Source organism: Alteromonas sp. CI.11.F.A3 (assembly GCF_032925565.1).
In the GTDB taxonomy this organism is placed as follows: domain Bacteria; phylum Pseudomonadota; class Gammaproteobacteria; order Enterobacterales; family Alteromonadaceae; genus Alteromonas.
In genome coordinates this window covers 4362002-4385235 of the sequence record NZ_CP136708.1, presented here as the reverse complement: position 1 = coordinate 4385235, position 23234 = coordinate 4362002, and the positions used below count along the sequence as shown (strand labels likewise).

19 protein-coding genes are annotated in these 23234 nt (G+C 44.8%); 9 read left to right on the top strand and 10 right to left on the bottom strand.

What is annotated here, in order from left to right:
• Positions 1-2 precede the first annotated feature (2 nt).
• The 3 genes from rplP to rpsQ are packed head-to-tail and all read left to right on the top strand — an operon-like array spanning position 3 to position 864.
• The gene (rplP, locus tag R1T43_RS18875; protein ID WP_013785728.1) at positions 3-416 is read left to right on the top strand and encodes a 50S ribosomal protein L16; all 414 of its coding nucleotides are present in this window, start codon (positions 3-5) and stop codon (positions 414-416) included.
• Complete coding sequence (rpmC, locus tag R1T43_RS18870) at positions 416-607, top strand: 50S ribosomal protein L29 (RefSeq protein WP_013785727.1); 192 nt, start codon at positions 416-418, stop codon at positions 605-607. The genes rplP and rpmC overlap by 1 nt, the downstream gene beginning before the upstream one ends.
• Complete coding sequence (rpsQ, locus tag R1T43_RS18865) at positions 607-864, top strand: 30S ribosomal protein S17 (RefSeq protein WP_013785726.1); 258 nt, start codon at positions 607-609, stop codon at positions 862-864. The genes rpmC and rpsQ overlap by 1 nt, the downstream gene beginning before the upstream one ends.
• Positions 865-939: 75 nt before the next feature.
• Here rpsQ and R1T43_RS18860 read toward each other — a convergent pair whose 3' ends face one another.
• Positions 940-2031, bottom strand: a complete 1092-nt coding sequence (locus R1T43_RS18860; RefSeq protein WP_317351015.1) for a glycosyltransferase — start codon at positions 2029-2031, stop codon at positions 940-942.
• Positions 2028-2996: a glycosyltransferase family 9 protein gene (locus R1T43_RS18855; protein ID WP_317351013.1), complete on the bottom strand. Its 969-nt coding sequence runs from the start codon at positions 2994-2996 to the stop codon at positions 2028-2030. Before R1T43_RS18855 ends, R1T43_RS18860 begins: the two co-directional genes overlap by 4 nt.
• 210 nt (positions 2997-3206) lie before the next feature.
• Here R1T43_RS18855 and R1T43_RS18850 point away from each other — a divergent pair, with 210 nt between their 5' ends.
• On the top strand, positions 3207-4523 hold the full coding sequence (locus R1T43_RS18850) for a 3-deoxy-D-manno-octulosonic acid transferase (protein WP_317351011.1): 1317 nt from the start codon (positions 3207-3209) through the stop codon (positions 4521-4523).
• 295 nt (positions 4524-4818) lie between these two features.
• On the opposite strand, the gene R1T43_RS18845 is transcribed toward R1T43_RS18850, so the two are convergent.
• Positions 4819-6618, bottom strand: coding sequence for a cation:proton antiporter (locus R1T43_RS18845; protein ID WP_211069029.1), 1800 nt, complete (start codon positions 6616-6618; stop codon positions 4819-4821).
• Positions 6619-6864: 246 nt separating this feature from the next.
• Between R1T43_RS18845 and R1T43_RS18840 the strand changes: the two genes are divergently transcribed.
• Positions 6865-7728: a hypothetical protein gene (locus R1T43_RS18840; RefSeq protein ID WP_317351008.1), complete on the top strand. Its 864-nt coding sequence runs from the start codon at positions 6865-6867 to the stop codon at positions 7726-7728.
• Positions 7729-7844: 116 nt separating this feature from the next.
• The gene (locus R1T43_RS18835) at positions 7845-8432 is read left to right on the top strand and encodes a hypothetical protein (protein ID WP_211069027.1); all 588 of its coding nucleotides are present in this window, start codon (positions 7845-7847) and stop codon (positions 8430-8432) included.
• Between the two features lie 20 nt (positions 8433-8452).
• Here the strand turns inward: R1T43_RS18835 and R1T43_RS18830 are convergent, their stop codons facing one another.
• Positions 8453-10363, bottom strand: coding sequence for a methyl-accepting chemotaxis protein (locus R1T43_RS18830; RefSeq protein ID WP_317351005.1), 1911 nt, complete (start codon positions 10361-10363; stop codon positions 8453-8455).
• Between the two features lie 326 nt (positions 10364-10689).
• Complete coding sequence (locus R1T43_RS18825) at positions 10690-12882, bottom strand: M3 family metallopeptidase (RefSeq protein ID WP_317351003.1); 2193 nt, start codon at positions 12880-12882, stop codon at positions 10690-10692.
• 334 nt (positions 12883-13216) lie between these two features.
• Here R1T43_RS18825 and R1T43_RS18820 point away from each other — a divergent pair, with 334 nt between their 5' ends.
• Entirely contained in the window at positions 13217-13735 is a 519-nt protein-coding gene (locus tag R1T43_RS18820; protein ID WP_211069024.1) for a YgjV family protein, read from the top strand.
• A gap of 191 nt (positions 13736-13926) precedes the next feature.
• On the opposite strand, the gene purU is transcribed toward R1T43_RS18820, so the two are convergent.
• On the bottom strand, positions 13927-14781 hold the full coding sequence (gene purU, locus R1T43_RS18815) for a formyltetrahydrofolate deformylase (RefSeq protein ID WP_126872973.1): 855 nt from the start codon (positions 14779-14781) through the stop codon (positions 13927-13929).
• A gap of 139 nt (positions 14782-14920) precedes the next feature.
• A complete protein-coding gene (gene thpR, locus R1T43_RS18810; protein WP_317350998.1) occupies positions 14921-15589 on the bottom strand; it encodes an RNA 2',3'-cyclic phosphodiesterase in 669 nt (222 codons plus the stop codon).
• A gap of 187 nt (positions 15590-15776) precedes the next feature.
• On the opposite strand from thpR, the gene R1T43_RS18805 reads away from it, so the two are divergent.
• The gene (locus R1T43_RS18805) at positions 15777-18416 is read left to right on the top strand and encodes an ATP-dependent RNA helicase (RefSeq protein ID WP_317350996.1); all 2640 of its coding nucleotides are present in this window, start codon (positions 15777-15779) and stop codon (positions 18414-18416) included.
• Positions 18417-18444: 28 nt separating this feature from the next.
• Here the strand turns inward: R1T43_RS18805 and R1T43_RS18800 are convergent, their stop codons facing one another.
• Positions 18445-19671, bottom strand: a complete 1227-nt coding sequence (locus tag R1T43_RS18800) for a lytic murein transglycosylase (RefSeq protein WP_317350994.1) — start codon at positions 19669-19671, stop codon at positions 18445-18447.
• Positions 19672-19798: 127 nt separating this feature from the next.
• Entirely contained in the window at positions 19799-20002 is a 204-nt protein-coding gene (locus tag R1T43_RS18795) for a hypothetical protein (RefSeq protein WP_159528239.1), read from the bottom strand.
• A gap of 226 nt (positions 20003-20228) precedes the next feature.
• On the opposite strand from R1T43_RS18795, the gene mrcB reads away from it, so the two are divergent.
• Positions 20229-22574 (top strand): penicillin-binding protein 1B, encoded by a 2346-nt coding sequence (gene mrcB, locus R1T43_RS18790; protein WP_410548982.1) that lies wholly within the window; start codon positions 20229-20231, stop codon positions 22572-22574.
• A 214-nt stretch (positions 22575-22788) separates the two neighbouring features.
• On the opposite strand, the gene R1T43_RS18785 is transcribed toward mrcB, so the two are convergent.
• A complete protein-coding gene (locus R1T43_RS18785) occupies positions 22789-23082 on the bottom strand; it encodes a hypothetical protein (protein ID WP_317350988.1) in 294 nt (97 codons plus the stop codon).
• Positions 23083-23234: the final 152 nt, after the last annotated feature.

Here is a 23234-nt window from a genome sequence, read left to right as displayed (position 1 = left end):
TCATGTTACAACCAAAGCGTACGAAATTTCGTAAAATGCATAAAGGTCGTAACCGTGGTCTTGCCATTGCGGGGAGCAAGGTAAGCTTCGGTACTTATGGCCTGAAAGCAGTTGGCCGTGGTCGTATGACCGCTCGCCAAATCGAAGCAGCGCGTCGTGCTATGACTCGTCACGTTAAACGTCAAGGTAAAATTTGGATTCGAGTTTTCCCTGATAAGCCAATTACTGAGAAGCCTCTTGAAGTGCGTCAAGGTAAAGGTAAAGGTAACGTTGAGTACTGGGTATGCCAAATTCAACCTGGACGTGTTCTTTATGAGATGGAAGGTGTTCCTGAATCTCTAGCACGCGAAGCGTTTGAATTGGCAGCGGCTAAACTGCCATTTAAGACAACCTTTGTAACTCGGACGGTGATGTAATGAAAGCGACTGAACTGAAAGAAAAAAGCGTAGAAGAGCTGAACGCAGAGTTGATTAACCTGCTACGCGAACAGTTCAACTTGCGCATGCAGCACTCAACTGGTCAACTTGAAAAGACTGATCAATTGAGAACTGTACGTCGTAACATCGCGCGTGTTAAAACCATTCTGACTCAAAAGGCTGATGCGTAATGACTGAACAAAAAGTTCGTACAGTGCAAGGTCGTGTGGTTAGCAACAAGATGGATAAAACCATTACTGTTGTTGTTGAGCGTTTTGTAAAACACCCTATCTACGGGAAGTTCATCAAACGTTCTACTAAACTTCACGCCCACGATGAAGAAAACGTATGTAACCAAGGCGACGTAGTCACTATTAGTGAATGTCGTCCATTGTCTAAAAGCAAAAATTGGACATTGGTTAGCGTTGTAGAAAAAGCTGGCGTTTAATCGCTAACTTTTCTTACAATTGAAAAAGCCGCTCTTGAGCGGCTTTTTTATTGCCTAAAATTCAACGATACAAAATTATGATGGCTGTGTGACGGTCAAATACAACTCGCTATAACTAGCCGCCATTTCCTTGGTACTGAAATGCCCTTTTACATGTTGATACAACTGATTGCCTAAGGTATCTCGGCTTTGCTTATCATTTACGAGCTTAATCAACGCATCGGCTATTTCATCTATATTCCCTGGCGTCACCATTAATCCCGTTTCATCATGCTCGATAATTTCTGGAATGCCGCCTACCGGTGTTGATACCACTGCACGCTTACAGGCACCCGCTTGAAGAAGAATAACGCCCAAGCCCTCTGCATAAGCGGGGTGAACCACAATATCAACACTGGGCAAAATCTTGCTGACCTCATCGGTAAAGCCGCACAGATGCACGTGTTCGGTAAGCAAATGTCGTTCGATAAGCGCTTGATAGCTTTCTTTAAGATTCCCTTTGCCAAAGAGTAAGCAGCTTACTTGAGGATTATTTTGAACCACTTTTTCCATGGCCAAAATAATATCGGCTTGGCCTTTACGAGATATAAGCTGAGCAAAATTGGCAATAACTGTATGATCTGACGGGATGGAAAAGGTTTCACTTAGCCACGCTTTGTCTGCTGGCTTAGAAAACTCTTTAAAGTCTACAGATGAGTGAATAACTGGTTGGTGTTTTACCGCTTCACAGTGATGGCTTACCACATTGAATACGCCCTCAGAAATACTCGCTACAGCTGCAAACTGGCTGTATTTGTAGGTAGCAAACAGTGACTCAGGATTATCTACTCGTCGGGTGCATATAGCGGGAATGCCGGTTATCTTAGCTACCATGGCGCCGAATACATCTGCCCCTCGGCGGCTATGTACATGGATGACATCGGCTTTAATTTTACGGGCAATATTCACCATGCGTTTTACGGCAAATAAGTCGGTTTCACCGCGATAAGCAATAGTATGCGTTTGGCAGCCTGAAAGGGCCAGCGCTGCAATTTTACTGTCTTCTGGGCATATTAAGTGGTTTTCGTAATCAAACTGACGGTTCAGTGAATCTAACAAGTAGACTACTTGTTTAGCGCCGCCATATAGGTTTCGACCCAATTCAATATGCAAAATCTTTAAGCTCACAAGTATTCCTTCACAGTGGTAAAAACTTCTTCTGGGCGAATGGATGCCATACAGTCAAATGTACCATTACACGTTGGTTTACGCTTACATGGCGCACAGACTAGGTTTTTATATAATACATGAGTGTTGGTATTATCAGTATATGTATACGGACAGGTAGACCCAAAAAGAGCAACTGTAGGGCGAAGAAAAGTGACCGCCATGTGTGTTAGGCCAGTATCAACGCCAATAAAGGCTTGAGACTGTTTCACGGCCACGGCTGATTCTGCTAACGATACATGCCCCGCTAATGAATAAACATCACCATCATTGAAGGTTAGTGACTGTGCATCACAGCTATCTGACGGGCCGCCTAGAATAACAATAGAGATATCACTGTGTTGACGAATCAGGGTGATAAGCTGCTTCCAGTGATTAATTGGCCAGTGCTTTTGCGGTCGGGTAGTAAAGGGGGCTAGTACAATATAATTGCTATTCACTGACAACGCATTTAGTGTGCGCCGCAATTGTAGTGTGGCAGCTTCCCCCATCTCGACATGTAGTTGATAAGCGTCAGCGCCCATGTGCTTTGCTAAAAATCGATACTCGCTGCTGATTTCCTCTGATATTGGTTTATCTATTGTATCGGTCAAAAAGCGTTGGCTTTGCTCTTTACTGTTAAAACCAATACGGTGAGCCGCGCCACTGAGATAGGCTAAAAAGGCACTTTTAAGTAAGCCTTGGGCATCAACGGCATGGGTAAAGCCTTTATCGCGGAGTTGTCGCCTAAATGCCAGAACGGATTTGAACAAAGACCAATAGGCGCGCTTCTTGCCAAACGCTTTCCATTCGCTTTTCGGCCATACAAGAATCTCATCAACAAAAGGGTGCTGCTGTATTAGCCCAGCATACGGTTTTTCGACTAACCAAGTAATTCTGGCATTAGGTAGGGCTGCTTTTATGCTGGACGGAAGCCCTGAGGCCATTACAATGTCACCAATAGCGCTAAGCCTGATTAAAAGTATGTTCGGCTGGGTTGCAGTAGAGCACATAAAACTTACATGTAGACGAGTTATAATGGGTGAGTAAAACACATAATAACGTCAGTTTGATGACGACCTAGCATAGCGCTACGCATTTCATTTATTGTGTCGTGAGCCAGTCAGGCTACCAAAGAATAACAATAGGAATTACTAATGATAAGAGGCGGTAAAGAAGCCGAATACAGACCTACATTACTAGAAGATGTCTGTCGCTGGCTTTACTCCTGTGTATTATTTTGCATTATCCCTTTCGCATTTATCCAACTAATGCGCCGTGGTGCGACGAGAAATAAAGAATATAACCAACGCCGGTTTGAGCGATTCGGTTTTGTTGCGAGACCTCATAAAACGGGTGGTTACCTGTTTCACTGCGTTTCAGTTGGTGAAGTGGTGGCGGCATCTTGCTTAATAAAGCGCATTATTCAGGCTGAACCAGATACCCAAATTACGGTGACCACCACTACGCCCACTGGGTCGGCAAGAGTGCGTGATATTTTTGGTAACTCTGTGCACCACTTTTACTTGCCCTATGACCTGCATACGGCCATGGCTGCAATGATAAAGCGCATTAAACCTAAAGCTGTGCTTATTACCGAAGTCGAGTTATGGCCTAACTTTATACATGCTTGCTGGAAGCGTCACATACCGATAATGGTGATTAATGCGCGTATGACGGATAGGTCGGCTAAGCGCTACATGAAGATAAGTAAGCTATTTAGCCCTATGCTAAACAAACTTTCTCATATATGTACTCAAGGCCAGCGTGATTACGATAATTACCTTGCGCTAGGTATGCCTGAAACACGTATGACCCAAACCAATAATATTAAGTTTGACCAAGCTGCTGCCACAACGGATAGAAGTGTAGGGTTTATGGGCCTTTCACTAACAGATGGCCCAATATTAGTTGCTGGCAGTACCCACGATCTTGAAGAGCAAGCCATGATTGATGCCATGAAGATACTTGGCTCATCAAGTGCGGTGAATCTTCGCCTACTGTTAGTGCCTCGTCATCCAGAACGGTTTGACACAGTCGCTAAGCTTCTAGAGCAAAACGAACTTGAATACGTTCGTACAAGTAACATTGATGCTATATCCCCAGAAACAAAAGTTATCTTGCTTGATGAAATGGGCAAATTGAATAGTGCTTATAGCGTTGCTAGTTTTGCGTTTGTAGGTGGCTCGATTGCCAATCGAGGTGGCCATAATGCGTTAGAGCCAGCCGCTTTTTCAATTCCCATAATGATGGGGCCACATACCTATAACAACCCAGTCATTTGTGAGTATTTGGCAGAACGTGGTGCGCTTACCAAAATAGAGAATGCACAGGAAATTGCTCAGCAATGTGAGACTTGGATTAACGACCCGATGAAACGAGAAGAAGCTGGAAAAGCCGGCCGTAAAGTTTTAGAGGAAAACAGTGGTGCATTGGATAAAACGTTAGCGGTTGTAAAACATAATGTAGGTTAGCCTTACCTATAAATATCAATTGGTTAATTTTAGCTCACCAAAATTGGGCATGCATTGCACCAAGGTTTTTCTTTGCACTCCTATGGCAGCCCTTTAATTTACCATTAAATATATAACGTATTGAAAATATAAGTGAAATACAAAGTGGTCTGCTCTTTGCTTTTATAACGCCGACAGCGTGGTTACGGTAAAAAATAAACAATTATGCTTCTCACGAAGAAGCACTGAATTACGCGTTCTCCAGGGAGATGCACCCTGCTTAGGCAGGGTGCCATCTTAACCCGCTAGCATCTTCTTACACTGCTTCACCTTCAGGTAAAATCAAACTAATTACTCGCCATCCAGCTTTAGGGTGAATGCTGTTGCCATTCACAAACGTGAAGCTTTTTCCTTCAACATCTATGGCTATTAATGGTGTAGCTCTATCACCATACTTTTCATTGTATTGCGCGAACGTGAATTCATCAGACAGCCGTGTGGTTTTCACGCTAGCATCTCGGGCAATCGCAGACGCTAAATAGCCATAAGTCACACCTTCATCAAATAAGGTAAGACGTTTAGCGTATTGTTCGCTTACTTGGTGACTTGGACGGGTGGACTGTTCGTTACTTGTCAGTGCCCACACTTTGTCTTTACCCATGGTATTTTCAAAGTGATAAGCGATGGGGGGATTAAGTTGTTTGTAAGGTGACATAATTAGCACCGTACCAAAGCTGGCAATATCAAGATGGCGCGCTGCGTGATCTGACATAGGGTTACCAAAATACACAGGAATATCCATCATTCTAGCTTCACGAATGGCATCCCAGTTGGTATCTGCAACGGTAACGTTTAGCTCTTGCTTAATCATCTCATCAGCGAGCATTCGGTTAAATTTACTGCCACCGAACATAAGGTAAGCGGTAGGGGCGGGGGCTCTTACTTTCAGCAATTGCGCGACACTTCGAGAAGTCAGGCTTTGTACCACTACGGTCGCGATAATCACAAGAAAGACCATAGGCACGATAATGCCAGCACCTTCGTAGCCAATTTCTTCAAGCTTTAAAGAAAACAATGCAGATACGGCTGCGGCCACAATTCCGCGGGGAGCAATCCAGCTCAGTAGGGCCAGCTCATTAAGTTTAAGGCCAGTGCCAATAGAAGACGCTGCTACCGATAATGGGCGTGCAATAAACATGATTGCGCCAAGTACAATAAGCGCTCCCCAGCCCACATCCGCAACAGATTGAAGGCTAAGACGGGTTGCAAGTAATATGAACAAGCCTGAGATAAGCAGTACACTCAAGGTTTCTTTGAACTCTAGAATGTCTTCTACTTCCACGTTCTTCATGTTGGCTAGCACCATACCTGTGATGGTAACGGCCAATAGTCCAGATTCATGTGCAACATAATTTGATGCTGCAAACACCCCTAGAATAATCGTTAACACCGCGGTGTTTAATAAATAATGTGGGATCCAATCTTTGCGAATAGAAAGTCCTAGCAGGTAACCCGAACTAAACCCAAGTAGGAAACCAATGCCAATGGTTTTGCCAAAGGTGATAAAGGTGTGGGAAATCGCATTGCCTTGAGAAGCAACAATAAACTCAAATACCAATACGGCCAGCAGGGCGCCGATGGGGTCGATAACAATCCCTTCCCACCGTAAGATACTGGCTAAGTTAGATTTAGGTCGTACAGTACGCAGCATGGGCACAATCACGGTTGGGCCTGTCACCGTCACGATAGCGCCGAATAAGAAGGAGAGTTGCCATGACAAGTCTAGGCTGTAATGGGCCGCCACTGCGGCAATGACCCAGGTGACTAGTACACCCACACTACATAGATTACGTACCATATTGCCATGGCCCGCAATATCGCCAAACTTAAGGGTAAGGGATCCTTCGAACAGAATAATAGCAACGGAAAGCGATACAACAGGAAATAAAAGGTCGCCAAACAGCGCGTCTGCATTAAGTACACCAAATACAGGGCCAACCACAATGCCTACAATCAAAAGCGGTAAGATGGCAGGTAAACGAACCTTGTACGCGAGATATTGGCAGCTAATCGACAATAAGCCAACGGCAACCAAAGACATGAGTGGATCTGACAATGCGTGTTCCCTTATTTTATAATGCTAAGTATGTAGCCATACTTATATTGTTATGCGGTTCCATCATATAGCAACTTATCTACATGCCGACAGAGACTTTCGTATAAGCGCAATATGATTAAAACAGAGTTTAGCCCATGAGGGATCAATTCGCTTATATTCAACGTTGTCGTGGAAGGGGAAGCGTAGTATTTTAAGACTTCATTTATTACGCGCCAAAGAGCGCCTTATCAACGGACTATAACGTTGCTTAATCACTCATTTTTACCTGTAGCAGTTGCTACGTTTTTTTCGCTCTCGTTACTTACTGGTTGTGCTGCTTCATACCCTGAAGCCCAAACGAAAATATCAGTGGGTGAGTTAACGGTACTTCCTGATGTGTTGGAAGAAACGTCGGGTCTGTTTTGTAATGCATCAACACTTGTGAGTTTGAACGACTCTGGCAACAAGCCGGAATTGTTTCACTTATCTTATGAAGGAAAGATGGTCAAAACCGATAGACTGGCGTTAGACAACATCGACTGGGAAGCGGTTACGGCAAGTTCAACCCATTGGTACGTGGCAGATGTTGGCAATAATAAAGGCCGTCGCGAGAGTCTTACTATTTATAAGGTTCATAAAAACGACCTTAACGATATTGTGACGATGACAGTAACCTACGAAGGTAACGAGCCAAGTAGCAATATGCCTTATGCCCACGATTTTGATTCTGAGGCCATGGTGTATGCCAACGGAAAGCTAATTTTATTTTCGAAAAGCTGGCGCACTGGCGTGGCCAAGGTGTATGAAGTTAACGAGTCTACCCAACCACAAACATTAACCGCGTTTGCGCAAATCGAAGGTTTACCAGGCGTTATTACTGGAGCCGATTACGATGCTGCACGAAACCTTTACGTGATTGTGGGCTATAAATCAGACCCTTTTGGTAACTTTGATACTTTTATTGCACAGGTTGATAGTCAGTTTGTTCCTATTAATATTTGGCCGTTACCTGCTTATAAACAGGTAGAAGGTGTCTGTGTAGATGACAATGGCAATTACTGGTTTTCAGAAGAAGCTGCTGGGCATCGCAAGGCATCGCTTACCGAAGTTAAAATTATTCAAAAATAAATTCGTCTATATTTTAATCACTTAAAGGGGGTTAGCATAATGGCTAATTCCCACGCTTTACACTTCGTGATTATATAAGGTTCTACTCTGCTTTTGCATATTAGGTAACCGGTTTAATGCGTAGATTCTCTCAGCTTATAGTGATGCTTACAGCGCTTCAAAGTGCATGGGTATCGATGTCTGCATCTGCTTCAGCGATAGAAGATGCTGAACAGTGGTTGAGTGAATATGTAAGTTTGGATGATACTTTTTCCATCGCATTATCTAAAAACAAAATTAGATTTAAAGGCTGTAAGCAGAAGCAATATCAGTTAGTGGTCAATCAGCAATTCACTAAAAGCTTCAATTTGGAAGCCATTGTGCACTACAACAAAGGCTTACTCGATTATGGGGTACTCGCTCAGCGGGTTAAAAGCCATGAATTTGAGGTAGTGAGTTGGTGGGATAAAGGAAGTTACCGGGTTGGGTTAAGCCACAAAATTCGTCCTGAACATGAAATTTCTATTCCCGTTGCCGAAGTGATTCAACTCCCTACCAGTACTACAGCGAGTGTGTATTTTGAGGTTCCGTTAATGGAAGCACGGCACACACTGACGGTTGCGGCTTCTAGAGAGTCATGGAAGTCGGACAGCGCAACAATCCAGTTGCCGTGGAACGAAGCCCACGACAACCAGGTAAAACTCCAATACGCCATCGCATTTTAACGCTAATAGCATTTATCGTTTTATAATTTAAACTGACTCACTTCTTGAGCCAGTTCGTTGGCTAATTCGTCGAGCTTCTCGCTAACCCCTACCAACACATGTGTAGCATTAAGAGTTTCATCACTCGATGAACTTATCTCATTAATACTCCGGCTAATATCTTCAACGACGGTAGCTTGTTGTTCTGTGGCGGTGGCCACTTGGGTATTCACATCGTTAATCAGCACGATTTCCTCGGCAATTTTCTGCAACAGCTTATCGATATCATCGGTAGCGCCAACCACTTCTTTGGTTTGGGCTTTGCTGTCTTGCATTTGAGAAACTGCCGTTTTGGAGTCTAGCTGGAACTTATCAATCTTGATCTGAATTTCATCAGTGGCGACAGCTGCACGCTGAGCAAGGGTACGAACTTCATCGGCCACAACTGAGAAGCCTCTACCATGATCGCCAGCCCGAGCGGCTTCTATAGCTGCATTCAGCGCAAGCAAGTTCGTTTGCTCTGAAATACTACGAATAGTATCAAGTATGCCGCCAATAGCCGCAGTGTGCTCATCAAGAGATTGAATAACCTCAGACACACTTTCTACTTGGGTAGAAAGATTCGATATTGCGTGCACCGCTTTTTGGGTAAATAGGCGGCCTTCTTGCGAGCTTTCAGTGGCACGATTCGCATTTTGCGCCGCATAAGTAGCAGACTGTGCGACCTCGGTTACCGTACTACCCATTTCAGTTAATGCTGTTGCTGCCTGAATGGTTTGGTCACGCTGACTACGCGTAGAGCGTTCATTTTGCTGCGATTGGCTAGCCACTTCTTTAGCCGACGCTTTAAGAGCTTGGCTAGTTTTAGCTACCGATGCAATCGTACTGTGAAGGTGATCAATAAAGCTATTGAAGCCTTCAACCAGTCGAGCGGTTTCTTTTTGTTCTGGTACGTCAATTCTTGAACGTAAATCGCCTTGCCCTTTTCCAAGTTGCTGGAAAATATCAGCCAGTGATTCGATAGGTTTTGTAAGAGACGATGCCAGCCAAATACCAAGCAGGGCAAACAAGCCCGCAATGGCAATAGACCATAAAATGATTTGTCGACTGCCGGCATTTAACGAGGCATAAAGCTCTTGTTCTGGTACTTGGGCAACCACGTACCAACCGGATTTTTCTACATACGTGCTAGCAAAAAGGACGTTATCGGAGTTTACTTCACTGGTTGCCATCGCAAAGTCACGCTGTTGCAGTAACGACCGTGACGCATCTGTGCCACTAATCGCGCTCAGTTTGGATTTTCCCAATAGACTAGTGTCAGGGTGGGCAATAATAGTGCCTTCACCATCAACCAAATACACGAAACCGGTTTGGGCAATTTTTACCGCGTTTATTATGTCTAGTAGCTCGTCCACTGACTTAGCTACCCCTGACATGCCTCGGCCTGCAGTTTGTTGGAAGTTTGCGAACAATCTATAACCTTGTCCAGGTTCGTTGTACAAGCTAAGTGAAATTGGCGTACCACTATCACGGTAAGCGAAAAACCAGCCGTCGAATTCATCGTTTTTCAGCACCCGTAAAAAACCGTCTTGGTTCCAATACTTGGTGGTTTTTCTATCGACGAAAGAGGCAACGGTTAAGTCGTTGAAATTCACGATATCGTTCAGATAAGCGATAAGTCGCCTTTCACCTGAACTATCAGCGCCTGCTGCCGACCAAGCTAAAATATCAGGGTTGGATGCAATGCCATGGGCAACAGAAAGCATCACACTGGCTTCTCTGTCTACCTGATTACCTATTTGCTTCAACAGTGAAGGAAGTTGAAGCTGCTCCATGTTTTCTTTTACTAAGTCTCGGGCTATCCATTGGCTAATCGAGCCTACCAAGATAGAGGCTGCCAATACGGCCACCATTAGTGAAATAATCAGTTTTTGTTTAATACTCAAAGTCATAACTTCCGACCATATTTTGACTGCTGAAATAACGACGCTGCACTGCAGGCACAGTCACGTCTTGGGCGTTGGGTTATTACTGTTAGCGTCTACGTAGCTGCTTAGTTGCAGGTTATTAATCACTTCATGAAACACGAGGAGAGGTAGTGCGCACTAGTTTTTTTATTATTGTGTTTATATCGGCTGACAATCGCGAATTATTATACTTTCGACGTATAAAAGCCGATAAGATGATTTTGAGGTTAAATTGACCGAAAGGTCAAGAAAAAGCCGCGAAATGAGATGAATATTCTCAATATCGCGGCTTATTTAGAGAGGTTTAGCGATTAATCTTCGCTTTTATCTTCAGGGATAGGGAAACCTCGGTCACGCATTAACGCGTCAACTTTGGCATCACGGCCGCGGAATTTGCGATAGGCTTTTGCTGGATCCATCGCATTACGAACTGAAAAGAGATACTTCACTAAGCGATCGCCCACTTCTTTGTCGTAAAATCCACCCGGTGCTTCCATAAAGGCTTCTGATGCATCAGCGGTAAGTACTTCTGCCCACATATAGCCGTAATAGGCTGCGGCATAACCTTCACCCGAGAATACGTGACCAAAGTGAGGTGTGCGGTGACGCATAACAATCTCTTCTGGCATGCCTAGCTTTGTAAGCTCTTCACGTTCAAAGGTATCTGGCTCAATATTAGCTGGATCAGTCGTATGGTATTTCAAATCCATAATGGCAGAGGCCATATACTCAGTGGTTTTGAAACCTTCATTAAAGGTTGATGCCTTCTTAATCTTAGCAACCAGCTCAGCAGGGATAGGCTCACCGGTTTCATAATGTACTAAGAACTGATTAATGACTTCGTCGGTGGTTAACCAACGCTCTAATAGTTGCGACTGGAACTCAGTGTAATCACGTACGCCCGAGTGCGAAGAAGGGTATTTCACGTCAGCAGATAAGAAATGCAGTGCGTGTCCAAATTCGTGGAAATAGGTTTCTGCATCATCAAATGAAATAAGTGTAGGTTCGCCTTCAGCCCCTTTTACGAAGTTAGAGTTGTTAGAAGACAACACGGTCTTTTTGCCGTCGAAGGTTGTTGATGAACGATAGGTTGTTGCCCATGCCCCAGAACGCTTCCCTTTACGAGAGAACGGATCTAAGTACCACAAACCAATGTGTTCACCAGAATCTTTGTCGGTCACTTCCCATACTTTAACGTCTTCGTGGAATACCGGTACTTTGCCTTCTTCTACAGGCGTAAAGTTGAAGTTAAACAAACGACCAGCCACATAGAACATAGCATCGCGAAGCTTATCTAACTGCAAGTATTGCTTCACTTCGTTCGAGTCTAGGTCGTACTTTGCTTGGCGAACTTTTTCTGCATAAAAGCGATAGTCCCAAGGTGCAATTGTGATATCAGCACCTTCAGCATCAGCTATGGCTTGCATATCGGCTACTTCTTGTTCAACACGTGCAATGGCAGCAGGCCAAACCTTCATCATAAGATCCATGGCGTTTTCAGGTGACTTCGCCATGCGATCTTCTAAACGCCACTGGGCATAGTTTTCATACCCAAGTAATTCTACGCGCTCATCACGCAATGTGAGGATGCGTTTAATGGTTTCGTTGTTATCAAACTCATCTGCGTTGTCGCCACGACTGTAGTAGGTGTTCCATACTTTTTCACGTAGCTCACGGTTCGTAGAGTACGTTAGGAAAGGATCCATTGAAGAACGGGTATTGGTAATTGCGTATTTACCCGACTCACCACGACTTTCTGCTGCAGATTTAGCGCCTTTTACGAAAGACTCAGGCAAGCCATCTAGTTGGTCTTCAGTAATATACGTTACGTAATTTTCTTCATCCGCCAGTACGTTATTTGAGAACGACGTATAAAGGGTAGCTAACTCTTCGTTGATTGCGGCATAGCGCTTTTTCGCTTCGCTGTCTAAGGTGGCGCCATTGCGTGCGAATTCGTTGTAGGTCATCCAGGCAATACGCTGCTCTTCTTCGGTAAGCGTCGATAATTCTTCAGACTCATATACCGCTTTAACACGTTCAAACAACTTTTCGTTCTGGGTTATTTTGGTAGAAAATGCTGACAACTTGGGTGACATTTCTACTTGGATAGCACGAAATTCAGGGCTTGATTTATTCGCACTCCAAATGCCGTAGTAACGAAATACGCGGCTAAGCTCGCTACCTGAACGTTCCATCTCCACAATAACGTTTTCAAACGTAGGAGGCTCAGGGTTATTCGCAATTTCATCAATCTCTTTAAGATTGAGTTCCATGGCTTTTTCAAGGGCCGGCTTTAGGTCTTCGAGTTTCATTTCATCGAAAGCGGGAACGCCGCCGTACGGGCCTTTAAATTCTTGCAGTAGCACATTGTCGAACTGCTGAGTTTCTGTTGCGGCTGCTTCAGTAGTGTCTACTGAAGTTGTCTGAGGGGCTTTTTGCTCAGAACAAGCACTAAGTGCAACCACTACCGCCATGGCGGTGAGTGAAGTTTTAAATTTTCCCATTATTTATTCCTGTCTTATTATGGTTATGTTTTCTTTTTAATCTTTTCTTATCGCTCTGTAAAGCAAGCTTGTTTTCACCACTATAGGGTAGGATAGACTCTCGCTTTATCTACCTTACGTTCATTCCCTACCCATACTATGTCATAGCAAAACTAACTTAAATGTCTCTTAACGTATTAAGCCGCTAGACCAACGAGTATGCGAGTAATAGCGCCTATATGACACTCATCGAAAAGAGAATAAAACCAATTGAAAATTTTGCCTTAACCAATACACTTCGCACCATTGAAATTCCCACTTATCACTAATTTGTCATCGTGTAAGGAGTATTGGCGTGTTCGAATTGTTGCTTCATGCAATTCCGGTATTGTTTGCTATTGGATCGTTTTGGTCCAACACAGAGCGCAAACTTTTATTATTGAATTTAGGATTGTGTGTGGCGCTAGCCAGCCTGCTTGCTTTTGAACAAGCTTGGGGCGGGGTAGTAGTGATTATGGTGGCGGGGATGAGTACCACCTATCGAGTAGTCACTCAAAAGCTATTACCTGCCTATGCCACCTACATTATTTTGGCTTTAATGACGGTGCTTGTGGCAAGTATCAATACCCTTACGGGTAAGACGGGTTTGCTAGAACTTATGCCAGTACTGACGTTTATGGTGTATCGCTTTGGCGAGTTACATTGCAAAGAAGCAGGGTTGCGCATTTGTATGATAATTGGCTCGATAAACTTTACGGTTTACGGTGTGGCTACCCAAACCTGGGGGCTGGCCATAACCGAAGCCTTGTTCGCTATTTCAAATGCGTGGTATTACGTTAAGTTACGCAGGCAAATTGCCGCGCTATCGGTATAACGTTAGATAGGCGGCAGACCAGAATTATAATAAGTGCCCGGCACTAGCATTACAATAAGGGGTAGCCTCACATCAAGGGGCAGCGCCGCGTTAAAGCGCAGAATTAAAAAAAGCCAGACGAGTCACTTCACACACTGCACTCTCGTCTGGCTTTTTTGTTTATCTTATTGCCGTATTGATAAAACGGTGTCTTACGCAAATACCACGGTTTTATTGCGATGAATAATTACGCGGTCTTCTAAATGATAACGTACGCCATGGGCAAGAGCGGTTACTTCACAGTCTTTGCCTTTTCTTACCATATCAACCGCGCTGTCGCTGTGACTAATACGCTTTACGCTTTGCTCAATAATAGGGCCTTCGTCTAGGTCTTTTGTGACGTAATGGCAGGTTGCCCCAATTAACTTAACGCCGCGATCGTAAGCCTGTTGGTAAGGTTTAGCCCCAGCAAAGCTCGGTAAAAAGCTATGGTGAATATTAATGGCTTTACCTTGAAGCTGTTGGCATAGCGTATCGGGCAAAATTTGCATAAAACGGGCAAGTACCGTCAGGTCGATTTTATACTCTTCCAACAAGGTTGAGATTTGCGCAAACGCCGCTTCTTTACCAAGAGCTTTAAAGTCTACCCAGTGAAACGGTACTTTGTACCAATCAGCAAATTGCTTCATTTGCGGGTGGTTACCAATAATGCACGGAATATCGCAATCAAGCTCACCGGTGTGCCAGCGATGCAGTAAATCAACCATACAGTGAGATTCCACACTGCCTAGCAAGGCAACGCGCTGCTTCTTGCCTGAATCAGAGAGCTTCCAATTCATTTGGAATTCGTTAGCCAAAGGCGCAAATTCTGCTAAAAAGCTGTCGTAATCTAACCCAATAGAATCGGCACCAATTTCGTGGCGCATAAAGAATCTACCGGTTTGTAAATCGGTGTGATGGTTAGCTTCAACAATGGTGGCACCATGGCTAGCTAAAAACTGAGAAACACTGGCAACTAAGCCAATTTGGTCAGGGCAATCTATTACTAATCGAAACGTTTGTTGCATGGAATTGAGGTCTCACTAAATAAGACCCCCTTTTTACCCAGCTACGCCAGTGAAGTAAAGGCTTTTAGGGTGAAAAAGCCTAACTGAAATAGGCTATTTGGCTATAAATAATATCACCCGATGAATGATGGTTGCCGAACTACTCATCATTAATTCCTCGGCGTAGCTTTTCACGCACCGACATATTGTGCCTTAAATTCCAACTTTGCCTAATTGGGTACGTAACCCCTTGCGGTGTTGAGACTGATTCAAACAAGTGAAACGCCGAGGCGTGCATTTCTACATGAGGTGTATACAAAGGCACAGGTAGCGCCACTGTGGCTTTTCGAATAACAGTGACATGGGGCGAAAATCCTTTGCCATCCACTTCTATCGCTGCCGCTCTGGCGGCTTTACGAGTCGATTTAGCCAACGCCATAAGCTCTGCTGGTGGTGACTCTGGTGCGGCGAAGAGAATCTTTGGGCCATTCCAAATACCGGTAGTGTCTAACGTTAGGGAAAATGGTGAATGTACTAGCGTATCGAGTTCAGCGACTAACGCCTCATGCTGACGGTGAGTAATATGGCCAAGAAAACTTAAGGTCATATGGTAATTGGCTGCGTTTACCGCATAAGGTTGGGATGCACCTGAGTCACGCCTTTTACCTTTACTTTCTTTACCTTTTTTCCTTCTACCTTCGTTTTGGGCTCGGCCCTCAGAAAGAGTGAACATGTTGCGGGCTGTCACCTCTGGAAGGGCTTGTTGCCGCCAACTATCAAGGGCTAACTTTTCTGTTGAATGTAAATCTAAACCAATGAAACAACGCATACCCACTCCTCTATCTACGTGCAATTAGGTCGACACGCCCGGGTTAATAGAAAATGATTCAAACCCAATGGACATTTCGTCAGGTGCCTTTATCTAGCCGAGCCTATTTAGGGCGCTGCAGAACTTCTGCTACGGGTAAATTCAAGTACAATAGTGTGAGAAGTTTATCTAGGTATTGCAAACCTTTATGTTACAGCCGTTACTACATTTACCTGCCGCCCAGCTAATAGAGCCCGTTCACACGGCGATTAGTAATAATAACCTTATCATAGGTGCCCCGCCGGGTGCAGGTAAGTCGACGGTTCTCCCACTTTCTCTATTAAGCGCGATACCACAGGGCAAAGTGTTGTTGATGCAGCCTCGCCGCGTAGTCGTAAGGAATTTGGCGAATTACCTGGCAGGTATACTCAATGAAAACGTGGGCGACACAGTAGGTTATCGAATTAAAGGTGAAAGCAAAGTAGGAAAGAACACCCGCCTCGAACTTATTACCGAAGGTATACTCGCCAGAATGATTCAGTCTGACCCTGAACTGACTGGGGTATCGGCCATTGTATTTGATGAATTTCATGAACGCAGCATTCATAGCGACTTCGGTTTAGCCTTAGCACTCGATGTGCAAGGGGGCTTGCGGGAAGATCTCCGCCTAGTGGTAATGTCTGCCACCCTTGATGTAGAGCCGCTGACTGCATTAATGGATAATCACGGGGCTGTGCCTGCAATTAACCTCAATGCTGAAGGGCGAACTTTCCCCGTTAATATGCATTACAGCAAAGATGTGCTTGCCCATGAAGTGGTTAGCGCTACCGCTGAAATGACGACCCGAGCCTTTTCTCAGCATCAAGGTGATGTGTTGGTTTTCTTGCCAGGAAGCGGGGCCATTCGAGGCGTGGCACAACGACTCTCTACGTTGGTAGATAAATATGACGTGGCATTGCACTCACTCTTTGGCGCGATGGGCAAAGACGCCCAGCAAGCTGCGATTAATCCCGACCCACAAGGGCGACGTAAGATTATTCTTGCCACCAATATTGCCGAAACTAGTTTAACCATAGAAGGGGTTAAGGTGGTGGTAGACAGCATGTGGGAGAACCAAGCGCAATATAATCCTTCCAGTGGCTTTACTCAGTTAATGCAGCAACGTATATCCCGTGCCTCGGCTATTCAACGGGCGGGGCGAGCAGGGCGAGTTAGCGAAGGTGATTGCTACCGGCTATGTAGCCAAAGCAGTTTTGAGCGTATGGCGCAACATAACGCCCCGCAGGTATTACGAGAAGATGTGTCGTCCTTATTACTTGATGCGTTGCAATGGGGCGCTACACCCTCATCGTTGGCAATGTTAACTCAGCCAAGCCCTGCGCAGTTAAAGGTGGCTCGTTATAATTTAACCGCCATTGATGCCCTTAAAGCCCATGATGACAGCCAAATAATAACCCCTTATGGCAGAACATTGTCTAACATACCCTGTCATCCGAATTTGGCGAATTTATTAGTACGCTGCGAGCAAGGTGTGCAAGGGGTAGGGCCAGCAATGCAAAGGAAACTTAAATGTGCTGCGCCCATCGTGGTGGCATTGGCCGAAAACCTAGGTGGGCAGTTTACACAAACTTATGTTATTGATGCGCTGTTGAATCTTGATGGTCAAACGCGCAAGCAGCTTCATCAGCAAGCATCTAAATATGCTAAATATGTTGGTGTTAATCAGAACGATTTGGACATTAACGGAATAGATGAAGACGCATTGGCGCTTTGTATTGCTATTGCCTTTCCTCAGCGGGTGGCGTTTTATCGCGGTCTAGGTTCTGACAAGGCGAACGGAGGGGTAAATGGAAAACAAAAAGGACAAGGGGCTAGACAAAAGACTACACAAGGTGAATTTCAACAAAGCGGATATAAGCTCGCCAGTGGCAAGGGCGGTGAGTTAGAGCAGCATTCTCCCCCTCAGTGGTTGGCAGTTTTACATGGTCAGCAAACCGGAAATACGGTGAAATTCAGGTTGGCCCAGCCTATTGATGAAGCGCTGCTTCGCGCTGTGTTCCCAGATGAGTTTACTCATAAAAAACAAGTACGTTTCAATATAACGAAAAAGGCCATGGAAGCACGAGTTATTACCGGTTTTCACGCCATCGACTTAGCCAGTGAACCTGTGTCAGGGCAAGAGAAGCAACAAGATAATAGCTTTTGGAAAAAACAGACTGCTCATGCTTGGTTTGAATATTTAGAGAATATCCCAGTAAGTGAGTGGCCACTAACTGATGGTGACTGGCAATGGTGGAATAGACTCAAACTGGCAGCCTCGTTAAATTTACCTCAGCCGCAGGCGTTCGATAAGTCAGACCCTTGGCCACAGTCTTTGCCGGCATTAATGCACAGCGCAAAAGAGGCATTAATTGAGCCTCTAAGCCGATGTGAGTCGTTGACGAAACTACAAAAATTGCCATGGAAAAACACGCTGAATAATGCACTAAGCTGGCCGCAACAAGATGCCCTAGCTTCACTATTACCAACCCATATTGCTATACCCACAGGACGAGATGCCGCACTTGAGTATCGTGATAATGGTGATGTGGTGTTGGCAGTTAGAATGCAAGAGATGTATAGCCAAACTGCTTCGCTTACGGTAGCCGGTGGCAAAACCAATATTGTGTATGAGTTATTGTCGCCAGCAGGGCGCCCGCTTCAAACCACTAAAGATTTAGCAGGATTTTGGACGGGAAGTTATTTAGCGATTCAAAAAGAAATGAAAGGGCGTTATCCCAAGCACTTTTGGCCAGATGAACCGGCCACAGCTACACCCACCGCCAGAACAAAGAAGGCGATGGGTTAACGGGGCAAGTTAATTCTTTAAAAAGGCGCTAGGCACTCTTATCAACCAAGTTTAACGACTGCATCACGTTAAGGCCTGGGAAGCCATCAGCAATCATCTCGTTTGCAATTTGATAGTTGCGAATACCTTCACGGGTGGCAGGGCCAATTATTCCATCTGGGGTGCCAACATCGAAGCCGCGATCGTTCAGTTTTTTCTGTAAACCAATAATATCGTTTCTGCTGTAAGCCGGTAAATCAGGCAGGGGAGCAATAATGCCGGATGCCCCAGAAATCCTATCGGCTAACACGCCTACGGCAATGGCGTAAAATTCTGAATTGTTCCAACGCATGATCACGCGAAAGTTTTGGTAACCCACAAACGCGGGGCCGGCATGACCTGCAGGCACTACCACGTACGCTTTGGTGTCGTCTTCACCCAACGGGCTTGCATCGGCTTGCTTTACGCCAAGTTCATTCCACTGAGCGATAGTGCGGCGGTTTTTATACCCAGAGAGTTGATAGTCAAAATTCTCTGGAAGCTGCACTTCACGGCCCCAACGAAAGCCTCGTTGCCAGCCTAAACTCGCAAGAAAGTTGGCCGCAGAGGTTAGGGCATCTTCTTCACTGTTCCATAAGTTAATTTGACCATCATTGTCGCCATCTACCGCGTAATGGGTATAAGCCGATGGCATAAATTGAGTATGACCCATAGCACCAGCCCAAGAGCCGACCATTTCTTCACGGGTGAGTGACTCACGCTCAAATAACTTTACTGCCACTAAAAGCTCTTGTGTAAAGTATTTGCTTCTACGGGGATCGCAAGCCAGCGTGGCTAACGAATCGAGAACGGGCATTTTGCCTTTGTAATTACCAAAGTTAGTTTCAAGACCCCAAAACGCTAGCAAATAGTGTGGCGGCACACCGTACTTGTCACTTAATTTGTGCAGCAAGTCCTTGTGCTTTTCATACATTTCCTTGCCCTTGTTCGTGCGCCAATCGGTTACACGTTTACTAAAGTAGCCTGGAAAGGTTTGAACGAATTCTGGTTGGCTTCTATCAAGCTCAATAACACGTGCTTGGTATGCTAATGTGGGGAAAATGGCATCAACAGTTTCTTGACTCACACCTTGCTCAAGTGCTTTGTTAGCAAGTTCAGTGGTACACGTGGAAAATGCCTCATCGGCTATTGCAGAAGTGCTGCAAAGCCCTGAAAGCAGTGCCGACATCATTGATACAGCAGTAACCCACTGCTTCCCTTTACCCTTAAAACCCATAATTCAATTCCTGTATTGCGAGCACACATGCTATCTCAATGTGACTGTAAAACGCGAGTATAATTCAATGATGCCCTAAGGTTTATGGCTGATAAGAGGCAATTAAACGTAAACCTGCCGTGTGAAACTATGCCGTTGGCGCTTGTTTTAGAATTCCAATAATTTCGCCATCATTATTTAACTCAGCAAGCTCAATTAAATATCCTTTTTGGAGTTCATCTAATGAACGCCCCTCCAGTAACTCTTTCACTCTGGCCGTTTCTCCCGCTACGATAGCCGATTGTAACCCTTCCATATTGGCAATAGAACTCGCCCTATTTTCAGATGTCATAATTACTCCTTGAGTGTAAGCATTCAACATTACTACGGGTGGCATCATTGAAACGATTGATTTTAAGGTGGTGCTATTTTTGTAGTTGTTGCCGAGGGGGAGCAGTGGTAGTGTTCGCTAACTTCAGAGTGTGCAGCACGTAGTTGTTCATATGCTGCTACAAAATTCTTCAGCATTCGCTGGAAATTGTGTGTAGAAAGCTGCACAATTTTTTCAGCTTCATATCATGGCATTCTCAGTGGCAAAAAAAGTGGCAAAAAAACAGACTAAAGCGGCATCCAAACCAAAATCTTTTTCAATAATGAAACTATTCTTACGCGTATTTTTGATAGGCGTAGTGGTACTGGGTGCCTATGCTTTTTATTTAGATGCGCAGATCAAACATGAATTTTCAGGCAACAAATGGGAAGTCCCCGCTCAGATTTTTGCTCGCCCGTTAGCGCTGAGTAAAGGGCAAGAAATTACCCCCACAGAAGTGATTGATGAATTAACCTTGTTGGGATACCGCAAAGTTAACGAGGCAGATAGTAGCGGTGAATACAGTTATCGAAATGGTATCTTAAATATTCAGCGCCGGGCTTTTCACTTCCCAGAAGGCGCTGAAGGGCTTCGTCATATAGAGATCACGTGGCAAGGCAGTCGAATTAGCCTAATTCAGGATAGAACTCAAACTCGTCCTTTCGGCACGATAAAGCTTGAACCATGGTTAGTTACGCGCATGGTAAGTGGTAGTCAGGAAGACAGAATGTTGGTCACACTGGACACTATTCCCGACATGCTGCCAAAAGCGCTAACCTTGGTTGAAGATCGCAACTTTTATAATCACCATGGTGTGGCGCCTTTATCTATATTGCGGGCGCTATTAGCCAATATTGCAGCGGGCAGAACCGTACAAGGTGGTAGCACGCTTACCCAGCAATTAGTCAAAAATATGTTTCTAACTCGCGAGCGCTCAATTGTGCGTAAAGCGAAAGAAGCCATTATGGCGGTGATTATAGATGCCAGATATTCCAAGTCGGAAATCATTCAAGCCTATTTAAATGAAGTTTTCTTAGGGCAAAATGGTGACATGGCGGTACACGGTTTCGGACTGGCGAGTTATTTTTATTTTGACCGCCCAGCGAATGAATTGAGCACAACTGAAATTGCTACACTTGTGGCGATTATCAAAGGCCCTTCTTATTATAATCCACGTAAACACCCCGAGCGCGTTAAAGAGCGCCGAGACTTGGTGCTGCGTATGTTATTTGATGAAAATGAAATCGACCGCAGCCAATATGAGCGGGCGATAAATATGCCGCTAGGTTTGGCTAGTGGCGCGAGTTTAGCCAGCGGCAAACACCCTGCTTTTATGGAGCAAGTACGACGAGAGCTTGCAGATATTCTAGCCGACTCAAGCCTGCGTGACTCGGGTGTAAAAGTGTTTACCACCTTAGATATCGTGGCCCAGCGCCGAGCTGAAAAAGCCCTTTCGGGTACGATTGCAAGTTTACAAACGAATAGAAAAAATCCTCTTCAAGGCGCGATGGTTGTCACCGACAGTGCGAAAGGGGAAGTGCGTGCGATAGTGGGTGGTAAAGATTATTCATTTAAAGGGTTTAACCGAGCATTGGGGGCCAAGCGTCCAATTGGTTCATTAATAAAACCTGCGGTGTATTTATCGGCACTTGAAGATCCAACCCAGTTTAATTTAGCCACGCCGCTGGAAGATCAACCTATCACGCTAGAAAGCCGCAATGGGCAGCAATGGTCACCGTTAAATTACGATAAAGAATTCAGAGGACAGGTGCCGCTTATTCAGGGGTTGGTTGAATCATTGAATGTGCCTACTGTTAATTTAGGCATGCAAGTGGGGCTTGATGTTATTGCTGACACTATTGCGCGATTAGGCGTTACCTCTCAGGTTAATTTGGTGCCTTCTCTCACGTTAGGGGCAGTTGAGTTAACGCCGTTTGTGACTAACCAAATGTACCAAACGCTATCAAACGGTGGGCGCTATGTGCCTCTGCATACGGTAAGTTCCGTTGTCACTGCTGACAATGCACTGTTGTGGAAAAAAGCTGAATTCTACGCGCAGCGAACCGATGAAGCCGCTACTTATTTACTAAATTACGCCTTGTATAAAGTCACAGTAGAAGGGACGGCAAAACAAGTAGGCGCGAACTTTGGTAACGTGAATATGGCAGGTAAAACCGGTACTACAGATGATTACCGTGATAGTTGGTTCAGCGGCTTTGATCGCAACAATGTGGTTACTGTGTGGGTAGGAAATGATGATAACTTGCCAGTGAATTTAACCGGTGCTAGTGGTGCCTTACCAGTTTTTATTAATTATATGAAGTCTCAGTCACCTAAGTCTTTATCTCGCCGCTTCCCTGAAGGACTGGGTATTGCGCACTTTGATGCCAAGACCGGCGCGGTTGTGATTGCCGGATGTACGGGCAGCATGAGTGTACCTGCTATTCTCGATGTGTTGCCGCCTGCGCAACAAGATTGCTCTGGTAAAGCGGTGAAGCCTGATGGAGAAAAAGAGGGCGAAAAGAAAAGCTGGTGGGAAAGAATATTTGGATAAAAAAAACAGGTAGGCAGTAAAAAGCATCCAACTCAATATGCTTTTTATTGCCTCCTGAAAAAGCCCCAGGGAGTAGGCTAAACTTTAAAATTGGGTCTAAAACTGATCTAGCATGTATCGCGCTGTTGAAAACACGACAACGCTAAGTGCAAATGCTGCTACGGGTGCTAAGACCAGCATAAATAATGCGCTCGCGGTTAGCATACCTGCCTCCTTACGCGTCGTTATCGTTTTGAAACTCGTCACTTTTCATTGGCGTAATCGTAATATCTGCTATTGCTATTAACGTGCTTGCTTTCGCTGCATTCGGTTCAAAAGTATGACTGGCCGTTAATACGTCGTAAGTGATACCTATTGTCATATCTTGCTTTACATCAGCCATTGCATTAGCCACTAAATAATCGGTTTGCGATATTAGGTTACTTGTTGGTTCATCAGCCATCACAGTGGTGGCAGTAAATGCAGTACTTAGAATCAGCGCAGTAAGTAATTTTTTGTTAGTAAACATGGTTCATCTCCTATGAATAAAAGTTAGTCACTGCACTAAATCGGACTGCTTGGCAGTTATTTATTAAGTCGTTATCAATTAACAATTAGTTTATAGCGAGGGTTGTGCCATGTTTTTAAAATGGATTAAGTGTCTGATTTCAATGAATTTTA

Excerpts from the sequence above, each read along its gene's own strand:
- R1T43_RS18830 (WP_317351005.1), bottom strand. The coding sequence starts at position 10,363 with ATGACTTTGAGTATTAAACAAAAACTGATTATTTCACTAATGGTGGCC.
- purU (WP_126872973.1), bottom strand. The coding sequence starts at position 14,781 with ATGCAACAAACGTTTCGATTAGTAATAGATTGCCCTGACCAAATTGGC.
- rpmC (WP_013785727.1), top strand. The coding sequence starts at position 416 with ATGAAAGCGACTGAACTGAAAGAAAAAAGCGTAGAAGAGCTGAACGCA.
- thpR (WP_317350998.1), bottom strand. The coding sequence starts at position 15,589 with ATGCGTTGTTTCATTGGTTTAGATTTACATTCAACAGAAAAGTTAGCC.
- R1T43_RS18850 (WP_317351011.1), top strand. The coding sequence starts at position 3,207 with ATGATAAGAGGCGGTAAAGAAGCCGAATACAGACCTACATTACTAGAA.
- mrcB (WP_410548982.1), top strand. The coding sequence starts at position 20,229 with ATGGCATTCTCAGTGGCAAAAAAAGTGGCAAAAAAACAGACTAAAGCG.
- R1T43_RS18785 (WP_317350988.1), bottom strand. The coding sequence starts at position 23,082 with ATGTTTACTAACAAAAAATTACTTACTGCGCTGATTCTAAGTACTGCA.
- R1T43_RS18825 (WP_317351003.1), bottom strand. The coding sequence starts at position 12,882 with ATGGGAAAATTTAAAACTTCACTCACCGCCATGGCGGTAGTGGTTGCA.
- rplP (WP_013785728.1), top strand. The coding sequence starts at position 3 with ATGTTACAACCAAAGCGTACGAAATTTCGTAAAATGCATAAAGGTCGT.
- R1T43_RS18835 (WP_211069027.1), top strand. The coding sequence starts at position 7,845 with ATGCGTAGATTCTCTCAGCTTATAGTGATGCTTACAGCGCTTCAAAGT.
- R1T43_RS18855 (WP_317351013.1), bottom strand. The coding sequence starts at position 2,996 with ATGGCCTCAGGGCTTCCGTCCAGCATAAAAGCAGCCCTACCTAATGCC.
- R1T43_RS18795 (WP_159528239.1), bottom strand. The coding sequence starts at position 20,002 with ATGACATCTGAAAATAGGGCGAGTTCTATTGCCAATATGGAAGGGTTA.
- R1T43_RS18805 (WP_317350996.1), top strand. The coding sequence starts at position 15,777 with ATGTTACAGCCGTTACTACATTTACCTGCCGCCCAGCTAATAGAGCCC.
- R1T43_RS18800 (WP_317350994.1), bottom strand. The coding sequence starts at position 19,671 with ATGGGTTTTAAGGGTAAAGGGAAGCAGTGGGTTACTGCTGTATCAATG.
- rpsQ (WP_013785726.1), top strand. The coding sequence starts at position 607 with ATGACTGAACAAAAAGTTCGTACAGTGCAAGGTCGTGTGGTTAGCAAC.